Source organism: Blastopirellula marina (genome assembly GCF_002967765.1).
Classification (GTDB): Bacteria; Planctomycetota; Planctomycetia; order Pirellulales; family Pirellulaceae; genus Bremerella; species Bremerella marina_A.
In genome coordinates this window covers 68,353-89,460 of sequence record NZ_PUHY01000013.1, presented here as the reverse complement: position 1 = coordinate 89,460, position 21,108 = coordinate 68,353, and the positions used below count along the sequence as shown (strand labels likewise).

Here is a 21,108-nt window from a genome sequence, read left to right as displayed (position 1 = left end):
TATGCTTCGCTTCGTTATCCTGCATCACCGAACTCCCCTTCAGGCCACCAAGCCAGATCATTACGATCTGATGTTGGAAGAGGGGGATGTTCTGAAGACTTTTACCTTGTGGCAGTTGCCTGACTTGAAAGCCACGGTCGAAGCAATCCCCGATTTCGATCATCGCCGTGCCTATCTCGACTACGAAGGCCCGGTGTCGAATAACCGCGGGGAAGTCATGCAAGTCGAATCAGGAACGTTTGTGTGGAAGCGAAGAACCGCAAACCAGATAGAAATCGAGCTTTCAGGTAAGCAACTTCTTGGTCTGCTGAGGCTTGAGATTCAAGGAGACTCGACGGCAGGTGCCAGCTCCGATTCGGCGACTTCCGATTGAGATGCCTTCATGGCTTCCTTCTGTTTCTCCTCTTCGGTCTTCAATGTTTCGCCCGAAAGAAGAATCTCGCCATCCTTAAGTTCCAAAGCATCGATGCGGATTTCGCCTTCGATTTCTGGTCCTTCGCTAGGAATGGTTATTAAGGCAACCGGATCGCCGTCACGTTGTTGCCAGCGAAGAGGAAGATCTGCCTTATCGGCGTACGTGTTGATTTCGTCGATCAGCTTGCCGATCGGAATCGGGAGCGATCCTGCCGTAACGTTATGCAGTTGGATGCCGACTACATTCGGTTGTCCCTCGACCAGAAAACAGTCGAGCGAAACAGCCAAGATCGAATTCAGCGATTGGCCTTTGTACTTGCAGCCGACCAGCAGCGTTTTGCCCTGCACAGCGACACGAGGTTCTTCGATCGTTTCAGGAAGAATGCCAGGGAACTTTTCTTTGAGATCGGAAGCCAGCCAGCCGTTAATTTGACGATCGGTCAGATGAAGCGACCAGCGTCGTGGCTTCTTCACCTGGTTTGAGAAGGCAAAGACCTGTTCTTCCAGGATCTCGCCCGTTTCGCTGGCGTCCACCGGTTCGAATTCGAGGGCCTCGGTATAGAACTGGGGAGCCTGTTGCGTGGCGTTGTAGACCGCTCCGGTCACCACCGCAATCAGGGCGACCGCCAGACAAAACACCGCTATGAACGTCTTTTTTCGCGCCACCGCAGACCTAACCGTGAGGGAACCCGCCTCGCCCCAAAACTAATACGCCTGGGGGAATCGTAGGAGTTTGCCCGCCAGGCGTCAATTTGAATCAGGGCTCGCTAGCACGATTCCGCTACTTACCGGTAAACCGTAGCAAGGCATATTTCTTCTTACCACTTCGCAGAACCATGACGGTCTCGCTGGCAAGATGATCGGTGCCGAGCGACGTATCGGTATCGTCGACGCGGCGATTGTTGACGTAGGCACCGCCTTGTGAGATTACACGACGGGCTTCTCCCTTGCTCTTACAGAGGCCCGCTTCGACCAACGCATCAATGACATTCAATCCTGTGTCACCCGTTAGTCGATCACGTCCCAGTTCCTGGCTAGGGACATCTGCGAAGATCTCTAACAACTGACTATCGTTCAGGTTATCGATCTCGCCACCAAAGAAAATCTGCGTGGCGCGTTCGGCGCTGTTGAGGCCTTCGGCTCCGTGAACCAGCTCAGTCAGTGACTCGGCCAGTCGCTTTTGGCTTTGCCGTTTGTGCGGTTCTTCTTCCCGGGATTTGTCGAGCGATTCGATCTCTTCCCGCTCCAATTCCGTTAAGAAACGTAGGCACTTTCCCGCGTCTTCGTCAGCCACGTTGATCCAATATTGGTAGAACGCGTAGGGGCTGGTCCGGTCGGCTGATAACCAGACAGCACCTGATTCGGTTTTACCCATTTTGGTACCGTCGCTCTTGGTCAGCAGCGGACAGGTCATGCCCTGCAATTGGGCGGAACGCATCCTTCGGCCTAGATCGATCCCGGCCGTGATGTTGCCCCACTGATCGCTACCACCGATTTGCAGCTGGCAGCCATGCTTGTCGAACAAGTGCACAAAGTCGTACGCCTGAAGCAGCATATAGCTGAATTCGGTGTAGCTCAGGCCAGCGTCGTCTCGCTCCAGCCGACCTTTGACCGAGTCCTTGGCCATCATTACGTTGACCGGAAAGTTCTTGCCGATGTCTCGCAGGAAGTCGAGGTAGCTGAAGCTTTGCATCCAGTCAAAATTGTTGACCAATACGGCGCCACTGCCAGCTTCATCGAAGTCCAGAAAGTTCCCCATCTGAATTTTGATGGCGTCGACGTTGGCTCTAAGTTGTTCGACCGAAAGCAGATTTCGTTCGGCGCTCTTGCCGCTTGGGTCGCCGATCATACCGGTGGCACCACCAACCAGTGCGATCGGTTTGTGCCCAGCCGCTTGAAAGCGACGTAGCAGCATCAACGGCAACATATGACCGACATGCAGACTTTCGGCCGTCGGATCGAACCCGGCATAAACGGTTCGCGGCTGTTCATTTAGCCAGGAGGCGAACTTATCGTCGCCAGTGGTTTGGTTGATCAGACCGCGCCAGGACAGTTCTGCGTAGATATCTTTCATCAGCCGAAGATTGCCGCCAATAAAGGTTTTTGTCTTGAGAAACGGGCATTTTAAGGCAAAACGCCCCAGGTCACTACGGGACGACACGAAAGCAGACGCTGGAGTTCAACTCCCTGCAGAAAGCAGACGCTCGGCGATTTCCAGGTCCTCTTTCGTCGTGATCTTCAGATTTCGAAGCGAGCCCCTCACCAAATGAATGGGATGTCCCAACCGTTCCACCAAGCTGGCGTCATCCGTGGCAGGCTCATTTCGGAATTTCTTGTAAGCGTCGAGAATGACGGAGCGGCGAAACACCTGGGGGGTTTGAGCTTCCCAAATCCCATCGCGCGGGACCGTTGCCTGAATGGTTCCATCCTCGGTACTTCGCTTCAGAGTGCCCGGGACAGGCAAGGCCAAAATCGCGGCTCCACTCGCTGCTGCGGCATTAAAGACATCGTCGATCATTGCATCGTCGATTCCTGGTCGAGCCGCATCATGAATCGCGATGAAGTCACCAGGCTGCTGGAGCGCGTCGATTCCATTCGCGATCGAATCGGTGCGTGTCTCGCCGCCAAGGACAAAGCGAATCCCGTCATCATGGCAGACGTCACCAAACTGTTCGCGAAAGTATGCCTCGTCGTCAGCAGAGATCACGACGACGACTTCTTTAACATCAGGTCGGGCCGCAAATCGTCTCGCACTATGTAGCCAGACAGGCTGACCGAGCAGTTCTACGAAAACTTTCTTCAGTTCTCCGCCGCCGAAACGCGTGCTGCGTCCGGCGGCTGGCAGGATGACGCTAAATTGGATCAACGACGCGGCCTTTCAGGTGAATAAGTAACTATCGGTTACTTATCATACCGCATCATGATTTCGTCGGGAGGCACGCCGACGCCTGGGAAGTTTCCTGCGGCGACCATGCCGCCCACCTCGGTGACGCGTCGGAAGTAGCGGTCGCTTGGCCGCGTTAACAAAATGCCTCGTTTCAGATCACGACAAGCAATATCGGCTGCGGCCCGAATCGTTTCGTTGTCTTGCTTGGCTGCATACAACGCGGTGCAGAGGATTGTCATCATGTCCTGCACATTTTGCGAGAGATACGACATGCGGCATTGCCGATCGGCCAACTTCAACTGGTGCTTTCGCATCGTGCCGGAGATCTTCAATGGCATGTCCTGCAACTGATCGGCCGCCCACTGGGCATGCGCTTTCAAGTCGTCCGGCATTTGCGGCAGCTTGGGACTTGGCTTGCCACCCATGTACTCCTTCATCATCCAGCCAGCGTATGGTGCCAAGGCTCCCTTGAGAGCCCAGGCATGAGCTGGATTCAGAGGATTCGGTTTTTTGATCCCAGCAGCGTGCAGGGCTTTGCCGATTGGTTCGAAGAACTGTGTGCCGTGCTTCTTCACCAGCGATTTGAAGAACGCCATGCCGAGCATTTCTCCTTCGCCTTCGTAGATGCAAGGGGCGAGGTACTCGTGCACGTTGTCGCCAAACATGTGCCCATGCAGGAACGAACGGCCGCCGTGCGTCTTCATGAACAACTCGATCGCAGCAGTCTTCTGTGATTCACTGCCAAAGATCTTCGCGATAATACACTCCATTTCGCCGCGATATCCAGCATCGATTAAGGTCGAGCACCATGCCACGAGCGCATCGGACGCCACAATCATTCCGGCAAGTTTGCCCAGGCGACGTTGCACCAGTTCTCGCTTCGAGATTGGTTCGCCGTACGTTTCACGGAAGTGAACCCAAGGAATCATACTCGCCATCATCAACCGCATCGTTCCGGCTGCGTTGGCGCAAAGGCTGATTCGGCCCAAGTTCAAACCGTGATAGGCAATTGTGAGCCCGGTTCCCTTGCCAGGATTTAAAAGGTTTTCTTTCGGCACACGGAGGTTGTTAAAGATGATGCCCTGGTTATAGGTATGCTTTAGGGCCCAGATTCCGTATTTACGAAGCTGGAAGTTTTCGTTTTCCTCCGGAGGCAAATCGACGACGAGAACCGCAGGCACCTCGTCGATCAAGCAGACCACACCGATCGTCCTACCGGGCACAACGTTGGTGATGAACAACTTTTCCCCATTGAGGACGTAGTGGTCGCCATCAAGCTTCGCTGTGGTCCGTAACGCCGTGAGGTCGGAGCCAGCACATGGCTCGGTTAAGGCAAATGCCGAGAGTCGTTCGCCACTGGCGAGCTTCGGTAGGTAACGTTCTTTTTGCTCGTCGTTGCCGAACGTGCTCACAGGGTCGACCGCACCGATACAGCCGTGGACGGAAGCAAGACCGGCTAGGGTCGGGTCAACCATCGCCATTTCGGTGAGGAATGGAGCGAACGACCGAAACGGCGTGCCGCTGCCACCATACTTTTTGTCGACAAGCAGCCCCCAATAGCCGGTTTCTCCCAGGGAGTTTAAGACTTCGTCACGAATCTTCCCCTTGTCGTCGGTGACTGCTTTATCTTTTTTGAATCCACGAACGACTTCGAGGCTATCGTCCATCACCTGACGAATTTCGGGCGGTGTACTCTGGGGAGCCGACTCGAACAATTCGACCGGGATACCACGATCCCAGACCGCGCGATGCGCCGGGCTGTTGGCTGTCTGATATTGCGGCTGAAACAACTTTTCGACTTGATCGTCAGCCGTGTCGATCGCCCCGGTGCGGCGTGCTTCATCGGCACTTTTACCGCCGAGTGTTAGCGCGGTTTCAGCGAAGGACGTTTCCTTTTGCTCCTCGGGCTTGTTTTCCGAGGGAATCTGATCTGATGTGTCACTTCTCATCGTTGCTGCTCCTGCCAGGGGGTGAAAAGGTTGCTTAATGAGATACATGCCCCCATTAGCGATGCTTCCAGGCAACTGAATTCTACCTTACTATTCCACTTCGGCCCCTATGTGGAAAGTGGCATTTTGCGATAACTTAATTCGCTAATTAAGTTTACGGCATCAGAGATCGCCACCACGACGACGACACTTCCTTGCCACGGTACATTTGCTCGATTGTGTCGTGGTAATTTTTCAGTATCGCGTCGCGGCGAAGGCTCAGTTTGGCCGTCATTTCGCCGCTATCGGGCGTGAAACTTTGCCCGAGAATCGTAAACGGCCCGACTTGTTCGTAGTCGGCTCGATTGGCTAATTGACACTCGAGTGCTTCACGAAACCATTGCCGCACGGTCGGGTGTCTCAGGGCTTGCTGCTTGGAAAATACCCACAGTTTGGACTCTTGGATTCGGCGACGAAGTTCATCGGGATCAGGAACCATCAAAGCAGACAGGCATTTTCGCCCTTCGCCGCAAACCACAACCTGGGCGACCAGGGGGTGGCTGCTAATCGCGACCTCGAGCGCGCCTGGGCTTACATTGCGTCCGGTTGAGAGAACGAGAATCTCCTTCTTGCGTCCTGTGATCCACAGGAATCCATCATGATCGATCAGGCCCAGATCGCCGGTACGTAGCCAACCATCGTCCATGATTTGCCGCGTGGCTTCGTCATCCTGATAATAGCCCGCCATCACATGCGGTCCACGCGTTTCAATCTCGCCGGCTTGGGTGGTACGAATTTCGACACCGGGGAGTGGCTTGCCCACGCTGCCTGGGCGATTGGCTTCCTCGGTCGAAACAGTGATGACAGGTGAGGTTTCCGTTAAGCCATACCCTTCACAAAGGAGAATTCGCTGTCGCTCGAACGCTTCGATCACGAATTGGGGAAGAGGAGCACCGCCACTGGTGCACATGCGGATTGCGCCGCCGAGCGCTGACTTAAGCGAGCCAGGCGATTGCAGCTTTCCATTTCGCTGTAATCCTTCGACCACCTTTTGGTAGAAGTACGGGACACCGTTGATCAGTGTCGGTTGGATCGCTTGGCAATCGGCTAGGATTGTCTCGCGGGAAGCAGCGAGAGCCAGCTGTGATCCGCGCGCGATCCAGGTATACACATCGCAGGTTCTGGCGAACAAATGACTGAACGGTAGAAACGAAAGACGACGATCGGCAGGCTTTTCCTCATATGTTTTAACTAAGGCCATCGCATTGGACGCCAAGTTCCGATGCGTGATCATCACACCCTTCGGTCCGCCCGTCGTACCCGAAGTGTAGACGAGTGAGCAGACGGAATCAGGATCAAGTTGCTGCCATCGTTGACGCAAGTTTGCCAACATGTCGTTAGTTGACGCTGCCGGAATCTGAGCAATGAGATCGTCCAATGCCAGACCGGGGGCCTCTTGGCTAGTATCGCCCGAGTGAATCATCCAACGCTGAGAATTATGTTGATGTTCTTCTGCATAGATCGAGAAGTCTGGCTGGCAATGGTTATGGATCGCGTCTTGCAACTCCTGCGAACCATGTAGCCCGATCGGTACATGCCAGGCACCGAGTAAGTGGAGAGCCAAGTCGACGACGATCCAATTTTGGGAATTCTCAGCATAGTGAGCAACGCGATTTGTTGGTCTTACACCGACTTGCTCGAGTACAACGACCGAATGCCAGACTTCTCGCAGCAATTCTTCCCAGGTAGTCGCTTGAAAGTGGGCGTCCTCCGTAGAGGGCCGCGTCCAGAGTGCGACCTCGCCGAGGCTCGCTTCGACTCGTTCGACAAATAGACCCGCAATTGAGTCATGCAGGTCGGGGCGTTGTCCCGTTTCCATCCGAGAGCTCCGAGCTTTTAGTCGATCCGCTCGAAAATCGTAGCGATACCTTGTCCGACACCAATACACATCGTAGCAAGGCCAAATTTGGCGTTTCGGTCCTTCATTGCGTGCAAAAGGGTCGTGCTGATCCGTGCCCCTGAGCAACCCAGCGGGTGTCCGATCGCGATGGCACCACCGTGGACATTGACCTTTTCTTCGTCGAGGCCGAGCCCACGAATGCACGCTAACGATTGGGAAGCGAATGCTTCATTGAGCTCGACGAGATCCATCTGATCGATCGTCATTCCCGCACGTTTGAGGGCTTTCTTGGTTGCCGGGATCGGACCTGTTCCCATGACCGAAGGATCAACGCCAGCCACAGCCGTGGCGACCACTTTGGCCATAGGTTTTAGGCCAAGCCGCTTAGCAGAAGCTTCCGACATGATCAGCATGGCACAGGCACCATCGTTGATGGGGGAAGCGTTGCCTGCGGTGACCGTTCCCCCATCTGGCATAAACACGGGCTTCAACGCGGAGAGTGCTTCGAGGCTGGTATCCTCACGAACGCACTGATCACGAGTAAGGAGCTTTCGCGCGCCATCTTCATCGCGGCCATGCGTAGGAACGACTTCGTTTTGGAACTTCCCGGAGTCGAATGCGGCGCTCGCCTTCTGATGACTGGCCAGGGCGAACTTGTCTTGGTCTTCCCTAGAAATTCCTTGCGTTTGGGCGAGGAATTCCGCGGTGATACCCATGTGAAGGGCGGCTTCCGAAGTGTGGTGGTACAGCTTCGGGTTGATATTAAGGGCATGATCCATCGGCACGTGGGTCATGTGCTCGAGGCCACCGACAATCTGAATATCTTCGCCCCCGGCGATGATGCTGTGCGCGGCTTGGTTGACCGCTTGGAGGCTGCTTCCGCATAGCCGGTTGATGGTCGTCCCGCCAGCTGTGGCCGCAACACCCGAGGTGAGACCGATAATGCGTGCCACGTTCAAACCTTGCTCGAGCGTTTGCTGCGTATTGCCGAACAGCACGTCTTCGATCTCGGCCGGATCGATTCCCGTCCGCTTGAGCAAAGCTTCGACGCAGTGAACCGCCAAGTCGTCGCTTCGCACGTCTCGGTAGTAGCCGCGTTCAGGATGGGCTCGACCGATGGGCGTTCGCACACAGTCAATGATTACCGCCTGATTCATGGTGAGTCCTTCTCTATGGAGGCTTCGACTTCGTTTTCACACTTGATCTCGCAGGGAGATCGCCGCGAAGAAAACTAGGCCGAAGTGAGATCGTAAAACTTGCTGTCCTGTTTGGCCATTTCCAATAGCATCTCCGTCGGAACGAACCGTTGCCCCAGTTCTTCCAACGGCTTGAGCCATTCGACCAATGCCTTCGCACCAATCGTGTCCGCCCAGAAGAGCAGCCCACCTTTGAACGGTGGGAAGCCGATGCCAAAGATCAAGCCAAGGTCGACATCGCGCGGATCACGCACCACGCCCTCCGTCAGTGCCCGCGTTGCTTCGAGCAGCATTGGTAAGATCAAGCGATGCTCAATTTCCGCGTCGGTGATTTCGCGATCTGGGACATCGACATACTTTTGAATCAACTCGACCGTATCGGCGTTGACTTCAGGTTTGCCTTTTTTGTTTTGGTAATTGAAGAAGCCGACGCCCTTCTTTTTGCCGAGCATTTCTCGTTTGATCAAAGCTGGCAAAATCGGGGAAACAAGCGTCCGGGAGGGGAACGCGTCGTACATCGTTCGACCGGCATAAAACGAGGTGTCGATGCCAACCATGTCGTACAGCGCGATCGGCCCCATCGGCATGCCAAACTTCTTGGCGATCCGATCGATTCGCTTCATGTCGACCCCATCTTGCAGCAGTTGGGTCGCTTCATTCATGTAGGGAAAGAGCAAGCGGTTGACCAAGAAGCCAGGTCCATCGTTTACCACGATCGGGAACTTGCCGAGCCCCTTGGCATAAGCAACCGCCGTTGCGGCTGTTTCGTCGGAGGTTTTCTCGCCGCGAATCACTTCGACCAGCTTCATCATTCGCACGGGATTGAAGAAGTGAATACCGACGAAGCGTTCGGGATGTTTCAGATTTTCCGCCAATTTAGTGATTGGCAGCGTCGACGTGTTGCTGGCCAGGATGGTGTCTTCTGGCAGCTTCTCTTCTAGGGAGGAGAAAATCTTCCGCTTAAGTTCGAGATTCTCGACGACCGCTTCAATGATGATATCGGTATCGAGAAGTTCATCACCGTTGGTGGTGGTTCGCAGATGCCCTGCGAACTCAATCGCCCGTTCGACATTCTTGCTGCGGGTTGTCTTGTCGTAAGAGACTTCGTCCAAGACCGCTTTTGAACCACGTTCGAGAGCTTCAGGGTTCGCGTCATTCAGCTTAACCGAAAGACCTCGCTTTAAGTTGGCCGCGGCAATCCCACTGCCCATGATGCCTGCCCCGATCACACTGGCCGATTGAAGCTTGCGTGGTTTGGGTCCGTCCCCTTCAACGCCGCTATCTTTCTTGTTGCGATCGGTCAGCAAAAAGACGTTGATCAGTGCGGCGTTGACGGGCGTGCCAAATAGATTGGCCATTCCCTGGGCTTCGATTTCCAACGCCTGCTGGGCATCGACCATCGCGCCACCCAGAAGCGTCTCGAGGGCTGCCAGTGGAGCAGGATATTGTCCCTTGGTTTGCTGTTGGATGTATGCCGAAGCGGTCGCTCCGAGAAAGCCGAGTTCGGTATCGCTGATCGTGATTGGCTTCAAACATTGTTCCCGATCGGCAAGGTACTGTTTCGTTTCCTGTTCCTCGCGAATGAGGTTGATCGCCGCGGGCAACAGTGCGTCCGGCGAGACGAGATCGTCGGCAAAACCGAGTTCGAGCGCTTTCTCCGGGGAGACACTTTCGCCGGAAGTAATCATCTTGACTGCATTGCCCAGACCGACCAGACGCGAGAGGCGAACCGTACCACCCCATCCGGGATAGATTCCAAGTTTCACCTCAGGTAGGCCAACTTCAGTCTTTTCGTTCGTCGTGACGATCCGCCGATCGCAGCCCAGGGCGAGCTCCGTTCCACCTCCGACACAGGTGCCGTTGATCGCGGCGACGGTGATCCAATTGTTTTCGTGCAAACGGCCGAAAAGTTTCTGGCCCCAACGCGACATTTCGTAAGTTCGCTTAGTATCGACTTCCATCGATGCGGCGAATTCATTGATATCAGCGCCTGCGATGAAGATCGTGGGCTTCGCGGAATCGAGGATCACGCCGACAATGTCGTCTCGCTGGGAAAGCGTGTCGAGATGGTTCGCAAGCTCCTCCATCACTGGGTGGCTGAGAATGTTCGCGCCCTTGTCCGGCAGATCGAACGTTAATTGGGCGATGTCCTTTTCAGGGAAGCTGAGCTTGATGCTTGGGGTCGGGGCCATGTCTCCGTCCATTTCGTCCGGGGCGGCAGATTCAAGGATAATCGCTTGTGCCACGTAACTCGTTTGGGGAGCGTAACATGTGGGGTGCTCCCTGCCAAAAGAATTATAACGCGCTGCCCCATTCTAGGTTGAGAGGGCAGGGCAGAACCAAGCGGAATCGGGTTTACCGCTGCGGCGACTGACGGTCGAACCAGTTTTTCCACGCGGCACATTGGGCATCCACCGGCATGGCGTCGTTTTTGGGAGGAGGATTGCTTTCTAACGGGACAATTGTGCACAAACCTTCAATTGCGGCCAAGCGGATGGAAGTCTCATCGTCCAGCAGACGCATCAGTTCTGGAATATCAGAGGTGTTTTCCCTCGCCGTGATTGCATGCGTTCCCTTTAAACGCGTATCACGCGAAGATGCATAGGTCATGCGATAGATGTGTTGAATGCCACGTTGGTCGTCGATCGCGTCGAGTGCTTTGGCGGCGGCCAACTGAACATCGACCTCACGATCGAGCAAAAGTTTGACGAAAGTCTCGCGATGATTGGGGCCGTCGATTTTAGCAAGGGCCTTTGTCGCTGCAGCACGAACATCCGTCGATTCATGTTCCAGGCTGTCTTCCAACGGCGAGATAACGTCGGGCAGTGGGAACTGGCGGACATGGTCGCAAGCCCGAGCGCGAACCATCGGATCTCCATGTCCCAGGGCTCTCCGAACAAGGGGCTCTGTGGCGGGGCGACTATCGTTTTCGATCGTCGCCATCAACGATTGCCAGTCGAGCGGGGTGAACCTTTCGCAATGTTGGCCCAAACGCCAGATTACTAGCTCTGGCAGGGGAGCTTGTTCGCTCCGGCGTTGAAGCTCGCGAAGTGCGATCATGGTCATGTGCGAACTGCCGGTCGTTGCTTCCTGCAGTCGCTGAAAAGATGGATCGCATTGAGGCAAGAGGACGTCGAAGAGGAAATTGTTTTCGTAGCTGGAAAGTGGTTTGGCAACCTGATCGACAGCGGCCAGTACTTTCGCCGGAGAAAGCAACAATTGTTGGCGAGCTTGAGTACGATCCGCCGGTTCGGCAGCGTGTTCAGCCTGATCGATCTGGTCGAGCAGGGCGACGACCTCGTCCGATGTCAGTACGACCTTTTCTTGTTTGGGTAAATGTGGCTGTTCGGCCGGTTTACGCTCGCTAGGTTGTTCTGCAGGAGTGGATGTACGGTCCAGGATTGCCCGGCGTACAAGGTGACTGGAATCTTTTTCCAGCTTCTTGACCGATGCCAAGTTGCGGGAGGTGAGTGGAATCCACTGGGCCGCTGCTAAGCGAACACGCCACGATTTGGATTCAACCAGGCGGGGCCATTCTTCATGACGAGGCATCAATCCCCAGGCAATCACCGCTGCGACTTGCGTGAGTGTGGCATCGTTTTCAGAGATATTTAGAAGTAAAGCTTCCGCAGAACGAGAACCCTCTCGGCCGAGCCCGATGGTCGCGCTCTCCCGCGTTGTGAAGTCAGCAGAGCGAACGGATTCGGCCAAGACATCAATCGGGGCTACCGTCCGCAAATAGCCATGCCACAGATCAATTCGTCGCATCACAACAGGTGTCAGGTGGTTGAAACGGTTTGTGATACTATCAGGAACGCCGCAGGTCGTATCGCTGAGCATTAAGTCGAGAATCGTTTGCTGGGTCTCCGGAGGGTGATCGAGGAAATTCTTGGTGAAACGTTCGTCGCTACGCACACTGGGAACAGTCGAAGCGAGCTCGAACCAGAACTGTTCTCGTAATTGTCGTTCGGAGAACTTGTCCTTCGCGGAGGTCTTTTCGATCAGATTGTCACGCTCTTCGAAAAGTTCATTGACCAGCTCTACATTGGCAATAGCTTCGAGCAACGCGCCTTTCGTGGTGGCGTTCAGCTTTGGGTTGCGGATGAGCTGTGCTATTTCACCGTCTTGGCCAACTTCACCGGTCCTTGCCAGACCAATCAGTGCGGTTGCCCTGATTTCTAAATCTTCCGATTGGGCACCGGCGGCAAGGATATCGTTGGTGGAAACGGGCTGGTCAAGAAGGTTCTCTAGTGCTCGGTGATGCCAACGCGGCTTGCCTAGATGATAGGCCAGATATAGCGGCACACTGCTATCGAGAAACCAGCCACGCGAGTCAACTCGTTTGGGGCGAATCGCGTCCTGCTCGTGCTGGACGACCGTCGAAGAAAGGGCTTCTTCAGCCGATTTGATATCGTGCTGAGTTGCCGGAGCTCGCTCAACGGATACAGGCTCGGCTTGCGATTGTCTATCCGATGATTCCGTGTTAGTTAGCTCGGCGAGCTCCCGAGGCGCATCAACGACCGTACGGCAGCCTGCAGTCCCTGCAACGAGCAGGATGAGGCATGCTAGCAGCGCAGTTGCAGATTGGACGCGGGCATCATGAGTCAACATGCGGTCGCTTTTAGCTGGCAGCGACCGCTAAGACAAGATCATTCCGGCTGAAGGAAAGCTACGAGCCTACGGAGAATCAGGAATAGGACCATCCGTCATCGGAGGTGCTCCACCGGCGCCACCTGGTTGTGGCATAGGCATTGGCATCGGTCCTCCTTGGCCAGCAGCTGGTCCTGCGGCTGGCGGCCTGGCGGCTGGGGGAGTCGCTCCCGGGCCATCGATTGGTGTGCCACCTGGTTGATCCGCTGGCGGAGCACCGCCAGGATTGTCAGCAGGCATTCCGCCTGGGGCGTCGGCCGGAGGACCACCGCCACCTGGCATGTCGGCTGGAACCGCTCCACGACGCATTGGGCCTACGGGCATTGCACCTGGCTCGTCGTCTGGAGTTTCGTTGATTGCATCAGGAACTTCGATTTCCACGGCGGCCTTTGCGGCAAGCTTCTGAGCGGCTGTGGTCATGGCTTCCAGTTTAGTCTTGGATGCCTTGAGCAGATCCTTTTCTTCCGATTCCTTGTCGTCAACCGCGTTGAGCATAGCGATCATCGACTTAGTCAAGTTCGCGATTGCCTGACGATCTTCCGCGTTCTTAGCGTACTGAATCAGGCCCTGCTTGATCGCGCCTGGATCGTCTGGGACTTGGGTTAGCTGACCGGCGAGGCCCTGCTTTGCGAAATCGAGGTGAGTCTTCACGCGGCGACGATAGTTATTTTCCAAACGGACCAAAACCGGGTCACGAATGATCTCTGGGGCCATGTCCATTTCCATGCCGGCGTCTTCATACATGTCGTAGCCACCCGAACTGCCACGACGACTACTTCGGCCACGACGGCTGCGGCTGGAACTCGAGCGGGACGAGGAAGAAGAAGTTGGCGTTGGCATATAGCCACTGCCACCAGCTTCACCGCCGTAGCCGCCGGGGTAGCCGCCACCTGCGCCGTACTCGCCGCCATAGCCGCCCCCGTAACCACCGCCACCAGGTCCGAACATTTGCTTCTGGTATTGCTTCAGTGATTCATCGAACCACGTGACGTCCGCAGCGACTGCTTCCAACGCAATCTTGCCGATATCGGTCGATTGACGAACAACGTCCATGTTGCTGGCCGTTGCTTGGTCGAATGCCAGATTTCCCTTCGCTGCGATGGCGGAACAACGCATATCGATCGGAAGATCGGTATCGAGAATGATCGTGTCCAAAGCCGCCGCGAGCGAACCGTCTCGACCGGCATTGCCAATCACCGACGCGATGTCGATCGCCCGCTTACGAATCCAGACATGGGCGTCTTCGCTATGCCCTTCCGGAACATCTTTCTGTTTCAGAGTGTTGATAACCAACGTCAAAATCTTGGTTTTAGCGTCGGCAGGGATGCTGCCAAGATTCACTCCGTACAGCTCCGACTGTTCGAGCAATCCAACCCAAGCCGCGACCTTCACGGCATCGCTTTGCTTTTCGTCTTCGATCATGCTTAGCAAGACCGCCAACGAGTCAGGAAACGGAACTTCTGGCGATTGGTTGATGGAATCCATTTCTTGCGAACGCAGGTCGCCGATCAGCAGCGCTGCGTTGTAGCGGAGCACGGGATGATAAGCTGGCTTGATGTACTCTTGCATGTACTCCAGCATGATCTCATTGAGCATTTGGCGAGCATCACGCTGCGAGTTGAGCGAACCGTAGTAAAGTCGCAGAAACTCTTGGCGATTCGCACCGGCGTGCTGCCAGTTAGATCGCTTGGTCCAGCTTTTCAGGTAGGCGTCTCGGAAGAACTTGCGGATCAGCTGTCGACCCTGTTCGTCCATTGGCTTGGAGCGAAGGTACTCGATCACGTTGGCGCGAGCTTGCTGGTAACGCAGCTTGCCTTGCAGATCGGTCGCATCCGGATCAATATCAGTGGCCGTAACTGGAATCTCTCGGTAGTCTTGCGCCCGAGCGACTTGAGTTCCCACGGCGATCATCGCCAAAGCGAGGGTACAGCAAGTAAGCCATTTCATGCCACAAAATTCCTATGCATTGAGACTTGCCCAGGCGTGTCCGAACGAACAGTGGGCCAGTGGGACGAGATGAGATCGTAATCCGGATGTATTCTAAGGGAGAAATTCCCCTCAAGCGACGAGTAATGTAATCATACCGTCTAAGATCGCTAAGGTTAAGAATAGTTGCTCTTGCGAAGCTGTGTCAACGAATTGGTGCATGCCCCCAAGAAGGACTGCCGTGCCGCATGTCGAACCTCATTCACTACAACGACCGCTGTTTGAAGCATCTTACGGGCCCACATCATCCCGAGGCCCCCATTCGGCTGACGAGTGCTTTAGAGCATCTTCATCGTGAAGGCGTCTGGGATGAGTGGTCGCATCCGGAGTACTCTCCCGCAACCGAGGATCTGTTGGAACTCGTCCACGATCCTGGGCTGGTTCGGTATATTCGTGACCTGACCTCCCATGGTGGGGGGCAGATCGATGAGGACACATTTACTTCCGCAGATTCCTTCAAAGCAGCATTATTGGCCGCTGGGGCCGCTGTGGATGCGACTCGGCGGGTAATTCAGGGACAGGCAACGCGGGCGTTCAGTTTGTCTCGCCCGCCAGGTCATCATGCCACTCGTGATCAGGCTATGGGGTTTTGTCTATTCAACAACGTCGCGGTTGCTGCTGCGGTGGCCATCGAACAGCTGGAATTGGCGCGAGTCTTGGTCGTTGATTGGGACGTGCATCATGGAAACGGCACCCAAGATATCTTTTGGCGAAGCGAAAACGTTGGGTTTCTGTCGATGCATCGCTATCCCTTTTATCCGGATAGTGGCGATCGTGATGCCCAAGGTGAGGGGCCTGGTCGCGGTTACACCGTGAATTTGCCAATCAAGTACGGAACCGATCGCAAGACGATCCTCAATACATTCGCCCATCGATTACAAGATTTTGCCGACAAGGTTCGACCAGAATTGGTACTGATTAGCGCAGGCTTCGACGCGCACAAAGAGGATCCCGTGGGGGATCTCGGGCTGGAGACCGACGATTTCGGAGCCATGACCCAAACGGTCAACGAAATCGCCGACACTTGGTGCGATGGACGAATCGTGAGTTTGCTGGAAGGTGGCTATAACCCCACACGATTGGCCGAGTGCATAGAAGCTCACTTGCGCGAGCTCAAGTCCTCGGATTAGCCCCAGAATCCGGCTGAAGCCAAGATTTCAGCCGGATCAATCTTCGCCGCTTCATTATCGGCGAATGTTATCTTCATCCGACGTCTTATCGGTATCGCTTAACATCTTCAACAGCACGACGACATAGGGGGTGTCGGGGTGAGGCTGAACAGGAAGTGGTCGCGAAAAAGACTCGATTTCGACCAGCGTCGGAGTCTTGGTGGACGGCCACGAGAAGTGGTTAACGTTGCAAACCATAGGTGCATCTTTCAACAAACCGGGGAGGAGAGAGATTCGCCGTTGTAATTAGCAACCGAAGTGCCAATTGTCGGAGAACTGCTCCAGATTTGTTCAAGTTCGCCCAGGTCAGTGTTTTCGAAGATGGACGAAAAATGGTAAGGTTTGCCCCAATTTCCTTGCCGGAATCACCGTACAGGTCGATCGTAGAATTTGCAAAAGCACTTTGCAAAACCTACGAAACGGCTACTTCTCGGCTTTCTCAATCACTTCGACCGCCATCTGCATCTGCGGATCTTCAAAGTCGAGGAGGGATTGTTCGTCATCCGAGATTTCACGACCTTCCGCCAGGGAAGGATCGGCGAAGTTGGTGCGATCGATGTCGTGTAGACGCCGCGCGCGGATGACTTTTTTCAACGTTTCGTCGTCGAGGTCCAATTCCCAACCTTCATCCGGGCGGACGCCCCAGTCGTCTTCCTCTTTGGCATCGGGGAAGCGATGAATGTTGGTACCGTTGGGACGCCAATACGTGGCCGTGGTGATCTTCAGAGCACGGCTATCGGCATCCAAAGGGAATGGAAAGATGCTTTGAACGGTTCCCTTTCCGAATGATCGTTCACCAATTACGGTTGCTCGATCGTGATCTTGGAGGGCGGCCGCGAAAATCTCGCTCGCACTAGCGCTAAAGCGATTTACCATGACCACCACCGGTAAGTCCTGAGGCACAATCGTGTGGCTGCTATTCGCGCGATAAACTTCTCGGATTTGATTATCGCGACTGCGGGTTGTAACGATATCACCAGATTCGATGAACATGTCGACCATCTGGATCGCTGCGTTCAAGTAACCGCCCGCATTACCGCGAACATCAATGATCAGCCCCTCGGCGTCTTTGGGGATCTCTTCCAGAGCTGCTTTGAAGTCTTCCGCCGTGCGATCGCCAAAGGAATCGACACGAATGTAGCCAATCTTGGGATGATTGATGAGGAAGAAGTTCCATTTGCCATCTTTGCCGTGTGTGTCCCCCATCACCGACTCGACCATAATGTTGGCGCGGGTGACAGTGATATCGACCGGCTCTTCCTCGCCAATATGCTTCACGGTCAGCGTTACCGGGGTGCCACGTTCCCCGTGTAAGCGTTCTAAGGAAGTGTCGAAGTCTTCTCCGTTCAGATCGACCCCATCGATTGCCAGTACGATATCGCCCGCTTGAATTCCAGCTTTATATGCTGGGGCACCTGCAAGGGGTGTGATGATCACCATCTGCCGTTTGTCTTCGTTAAAATCAACCTGGACGCCAATTCCACCGAATTCTTGCCCTAACTCGCGGCGGAAGTCGGAGTAATGCGCCGGCGGAATATAGACCGAGTTTTGATCAAGGGGCGAAGTGAGTCCTTCCATCGCCGCATCGAACAGTTCCTCTTCTCCAACCGGTCGAACATAAAAGTCGGAAATCGTCTGCATCCCCTGTTGGAACATCAACGCATAGCGAGAATACGCCGTCGATTGATAGCAAATTAGCGCAATCACAAACGTCAAACAAATCGCGATCAGATTTCCACGCGGCATAACTATGCGTGTCCATTGAGGAACCAGAAGACAAGGGGGTACTCTCAATGTTAACTGTTCCAAGCAGGCGGTCCTAGTGGCGAACCGTAGACGGCAAAACAGCGCATCACGCGATCTTGCATCGACAGCATGGCGAATCGGAAACCTTTAGGCGCCCAGGAAGGGAACCGGAACAAGGAACGCGTGTTGTTCCAGCAGGCTATCTGCTCCACGCCAAGAGATGTACAGGAACAAATACATGAAGAAGATGTACGAAAACACAACCGGGATCGCGGCGAACCGGCTCAACCATCGCAGAAGGAAGTGGGCGGGCTGTTCTCGCTTCTTGGCCCGAGCCAATGCCCATCCCGCTAACAGGCGGGCAGGAAAGATAAAGACCACGAAGAGCAAGCTAGGGAGCCAGGCGATCTCGCGATCGATCATCTCGACCTTGAGAAGGTAAAGCGGCAAGGCGAACAGCAGCGTAATCAGAAGTGCCGACCACCAAGCAAGTGGAGCCTGGCGGAACAATCGTCTGACCGTCCCTAACTCAAATAACGCTTTAAATCGATTTTCGTCGGCGAAGTGAGCTTGAAGGAACGGTAAGTACAACAGGACAAAGGCGAACATCACCATACCGGGCAGGCTGACCACAAACGCAATCCCTGGTTCGGAAATTTGACGTGCTCCGATCATCCACACGACTGGTGCCAAAAGCCAAGCTAAGGTGCCGAAGAATCCGCGAACACCCAGCGAGAAATAATGCCATAGATGGAGTTCCTTGATAAAGGACAAAGTACCCTCACGGGCATGGCGATACATGCCGCCGTGAAAGATGGTCTTAAAAAAACGAATCGGGGCGGGCCAGATAAAATGACGAAGTCGGCCGCCGCGATAACAGGCCCACGCCACGTGCAATCCAACCATTCCGGTTGCGATCATCGTGACGAACCACAGGACCCGCGTTTGCTGGCTAGTTGGGTCAATCAACCAGGCACTCTGCCAAGCGTCGGAAAGCAAGCGCAACGGCAGGAACATCAACCATGCCCCGGCCACGATACTTCCAATTCGGGCTGCTTTGCGAATCCCAATGAAGCCTTGAGAGAATTTGCCCGTCCGGGCGATTCGCCCCCCGACTTCCAGCAGATAACCCAGGCTCATTAAATTTAGAATAGGTACCGTCGCCAAAAAGGCAAGGATTACGATCATCGAGATCGCACCGAAACACCACTCCCAAGCGTTCACAAGACCTGCGGCGACACGCACGATCAAGCCGCTCCGTGGCGGGGAGGCGGACTCGCTAGCTACTAGGCCGGTGTCGCCCGAATTAAGCCCACTTGGGGAAAAGCTTGGTTTGGTGAGAACCAGTTCTTTTGCTTGCCAAGATGAGTTCACCGCGGACATGAAATCGGAATACCTTAGTAGAGTAGAAGAGGATGCTTCGCTCGCTTTCTCCCTTTCTACTCGGAACCCGCCAACGTTGGTTTTAAGAAAAGCAAGAAATCGCCAAGTTTTCTCTGCAATGGGGAAACATCCCCCGAAGAATTCAAGTAACAATGAATGTTGCCCGGAGTTCTAGTCTCTTAAATCGGAAGCTCTTCGCGAGTCTCAAACCATGTGGTTGAAAAACATTGCGTTCATAACGCTGGCAACCATAACGTTGGCTTCACTGGCCAATTGGTTATTGATGCCGCCCAGGGTACAAGCTCTTGAGCAGCCGGTGGTGGCTCGGACCAATGATTTCGATTTGGCCCGCCAGGCGGTCGATCGACAGTTCCAGCAGACGTGGGATGAGCACGACTTGCAACCTGCTTCCCAGGCGGACGATCTAGTCATTGCGCGGCGTCTCTCGCTGGGAATAGTTGGTACGATACCCTCGCTCGAAGAGATTCGCCTGCTCGAGCAGCGACCCGATGTCGATCGTTTACAGTGGTGGGTCGATTACTTGCTGAACGATCGCCGCTACGGTGATTACATGGCCGAACGCTTGTCGCGCGCTTATGTAGGAACTGAGAACGGTCCGTTTCTGATTTTTCGTAAGCGCCGGTTTGTCACATGGCTGAGTGATCAACTCATGGCCAATCGTCCGTACGACATGTTGACGCGTGACTTGATCTCGGAAACAGGGCTTTGGACCGATCACCCGGCGGTCAACTTCGTCACCGCAACGGTCGACCAAGACGGCACGAAAGAACCCGATGTGGCACGCTTGGCGGGGAGACTAACCCGAGCTTTCCTGGCGACCCGGATCGACTGCGTGCAATGTCACGATGACAACCTGGGAGGCGATCTAAAGCAAAGCGATTTCCACGAATTGGCTTCCTTCTTTCGCGAAGCACAAAACTCCTTCGTCGGGATCACCGACAAGAAGGGACGTCCTTACGACTTCAAGTACCTGTATGCGGACGAAGAGGTTACCGTTCCAGCTCAAGTTCCCTTCAACCGAGACTTACTGGAAGAAAGTGGTGGCACGCTTCGTCAGCGGCTCGCGAACTGGGTGACCCATCCTGAGAATAAGCCGTTCGCTCGAGCGATTGTCAATCGAGTTTGGGCCATTGTAACGGGACGTCCTCTGGTCGAGCCGGTCGATGACATTCCCCTGGAAGGAAGTTTCGAGAAAGGAACTCTGCCTGCCGGAATGGAACCACTAGTGAACGACTTTATCGATCATGATTTCGATTTGAAGCGTTTGATTCGTTTGATCGCTTCAACCGAAGTTTTCCAGCTCGACAGTCGCGCCGATCATGAGATCACGGCTCAGCACGAAAAGCTCTGGGCCTCGTACCCGGTAAGTCGACTGCGACCCGAGCAGGTGATTGGCAGTATCAACCAAGCTTCGTCGCTCCATACACTCAATGCGGAAAGTCACGTTCTGACGCGATTGATCACTTTCGGCGAAACGAATGATTTTCTGAAACGCTATGGAGATGCTGGCGAAGATGAATTCAGTCTCGATGCTGGAACGATCCCACAACGATTATTGATGATGAATGGAAACTTGGTGAACGAGCGAACCAAGGAGAATTTCATTCGAAATTCGGCGACCAAGATTTCTCAGCTTGCCCCCGACGATGCTTCAGGAATCGAAACCGCATTTCTCTGCGTCTTGACCCGACGACCGACGGAGCAGGAAAGTGAGCACTTTCAAGCGAAGCTCAAGAATGAAGAACTTCGCACGCGGCGCACCCAAGACTTCGAAGACATTTTCTGGGCTTTGATGAACTGCACCGAATTTGCCTGGAACCACTAACAG

15 protein-coding genes are annotated in these 21,108 nt (G+C 54.6%); 3 read left to right on the top strand and 12 right to left on the bottom strand.

The genetic code is table 11. The features are described 5' to 3' along the window. The first annotated feature begins 1 nt into the window (after position 1). Positions 2 to 373, top strand: coding sequence for a DNA polymerase ligase N-terminal domain-containing protein (locus C5Y83_RS22390; protein WP_105332030.1), 372 nt, complete (start codon positions 2 to 4; stop codon positions 371 to 373). Here C5Y83_RS22390 and C5Y83_RS22385 read toward each other — a convergent pair. The 9 genes from C5Y83_RS22385 to C5Y83_RS22345 form a co-directional block, all read right to left on the bottom strand. Continuing rightward, on the bottom strand, positions 322 to 1,080 hold the full coding sequence (locus tag C5Y83_RS22385) for a hypothetical protein (RefSeq protein WP_146117878.1): 759 nt from the start codon (positions 1,078 to 1,080) through the stop codon (positions 322 to 324). The two genes, C5Y83_RS22390 and C5Y83_RS22385, sit on opposite strands and share 52 nt — an antisense overlap. A 115-nt stretch (positions 1,081 to 1,195) precedes the next feature. Further along, positions 1,196 to 2,488 carry a tyrosine--tRNA ligase gene (gene tyrS / locus C5Y83_RS22380; protein ID WP_105332028.1) on the bottom strand — a complete coding sequence of 431 codons (1,293 nt, stop codon included), beginning with the start codon at positions 2,486 to 2,488 and terminating at the stop codon, positions 1,196 to 1,198. Between the two features lie 105 nt (positions 2,489 to 2,593). Beyond that, positions 2,594 to 3,280 (bottom strand): 2-C-methyl-D-erythritol 4-phosphate cytidylyltransferase, encoded by a 687-nt coding sequence (gene ispD, locus C5Y83_RS22375; protein WP_105332027.1) that lies wholly within the window; start codon positions 3,278 to 3,280, stop codon positions 2,594 to 2,596. Between the two features lie 35 nt (positions 3,281 to 3,315). Next, positions 3,316 to 5,250: an acyl-CoA dehydrogenase family protein gene (locus C5Y83_RS22370; protein ID WP_105332026.1), complete on the bottom strand. Its 1,935-nt coding sequence runs from the start codon at positions 5,248 to 5,250 to the stop codon at positions 3,316 to 3,318. Between the two features lie 154 nt (positions 5,251 to 5,404). After that, entirely contained in the window at positions 5,405 to 7,108 is a 1,704-nt protein-coding gene (locus C5Y83_RS22365) for an AMP-dependent synthetase/ligase (protein ID WP_105332025.1), read from the bottom strand. A 17-nt stretch (positions 7,109 to 7,125) separates the two neighbouring features. Beyond that, entirely contained in the window at positions 7,126 to 8,286 is a 1,161-nt protein-coding gene (fadA, locus tag C5Y83_RS22360) for an acetyl-CoA C-acyltransferase FadA (RefSeq protein WP_105332024.1), read from the bottom strand. Between the two features lie 74 nt (positions 8,287 to 8,360). Next, positions 8,361 to 10,571: a 3-hydroxyacyl-CoA dehydrogenase NAD-binding domain-containing protein gene (locus tag C5Y83_RS22355; protein ID WP_233207324.1), complete on the bottom strand. Its 2,211-nt coding sequence runs from the start codon at positions 10,569 to 10,571 to the stop codon at positions 8,361 to 8,363. A 109-nt stretch (positions 10,572 to 10,680) separates the two neighbouring features. Next, positions 10,681 to 12,936: a HEAT repeat domain-containing protein gene (locus C5Y83_RS22350; protein WP_105332023.1), complete on the bottom strand. Its 2,256-nt coding sequence runs from the start codon at positions 12,934 to 12,936 to the stop codon at positions 10,681 to 10,683. Positions 12,937 to 13,002: 66 nt separating this feature from the next. Then, entirely contained in the window at positions 13,003 to 14,922 is a 1,920-nt protein-coding gene (locus C5Y83_RS22345; protein ID WP_105332022.1) for a hypothetical protein, read from the bottom strand. Between the two features lie 227 nt (positions 14,923 to 15,149). Here C5Y83_RS22345 and C5Y83_RS22340 point away from each other — a divergent pair, with 227 nt between their 5' ends. Further along, positions 15,150 to 16,091, top strand: coding sequence for a histone deacetylase (locus tag C5Y83_RS22340; protein ID WP_105332021.1), 942 nt, complete (start codon positions 15,150 to 15,152; stop codon positions 16,089 to 16,091). A 54-nt stretch (positions 16,092 to 16,145) separates the two neighbouring features. Here C5Y83_RS22340 and C5Y83_RS22335 read toward each other — a convergent pair whose 3' ends face one another. The 3 genes from C5Y83_RS22335 to C5Y83_RS22325 all read right to left on the bottom strand — a co-directional run bounded on the left by C5Y83_RS22335 (position 16,146) and on the right by C5Y83_RS22325 (position 19,259). Further along, positions 16,146 to 16,328, bottom strand: a complete 183-nt coding sequence (locus C5Y83_RS22335) for a hypothetical protein (protein WP_105332020.1) — start codon at positions 16,326 to 16,328, stop codon at positions 16,146 to 16,148. A gap of 225 nt (positions 16,329 to 16,553) precedes the next feature. Then, the gene (locus tag C5Y83_RS22330) at positions 16,554 to 17,876 is read right to left on the bottom strand and encodes a S41 family peptidase (RefSeq protein WP_105332019.1); all 1,323 of its coding nucleotides are present in this window, start codon (positions 17,874 to 17,876) and stop codon (positions 16,554 to 16,556) included. A gap of 147 nt (positions 17,877 to 18,023) precedes the next feature. Further along, positions 18,024 to 19,259, bottom strand: coding sequence for a DUF4013 domain-containing protein (locus C5Y83_RS22325; protein ID WP_105332018.1), 1,236 nt, complete (start codon positions 19,257 to 19,259; stop codon positions 18,024 to 18,026). Between the two features lie 211 nt (positions 19,260 to 19,470). On the opposite strand from C5Y83_RS22325, the gene C5Y83_RS22320 reads away from it, so the two are divergent. Continuing rightward, the gene (locus C5Y83_RS22320; protein WP_105332017.1) at positions 19,471 to 21,105 is read left to right on the top strand and encodes a DUF1553 domain-containing protein; all 1,635 of its coding nucleotides are present in this window, start codon (positions 19,471 to 19,473) and stop codon (positions 21,103 to 21,105) included. Positions 21,106 to 21,108: the final 3 nt, after the last annotated feature.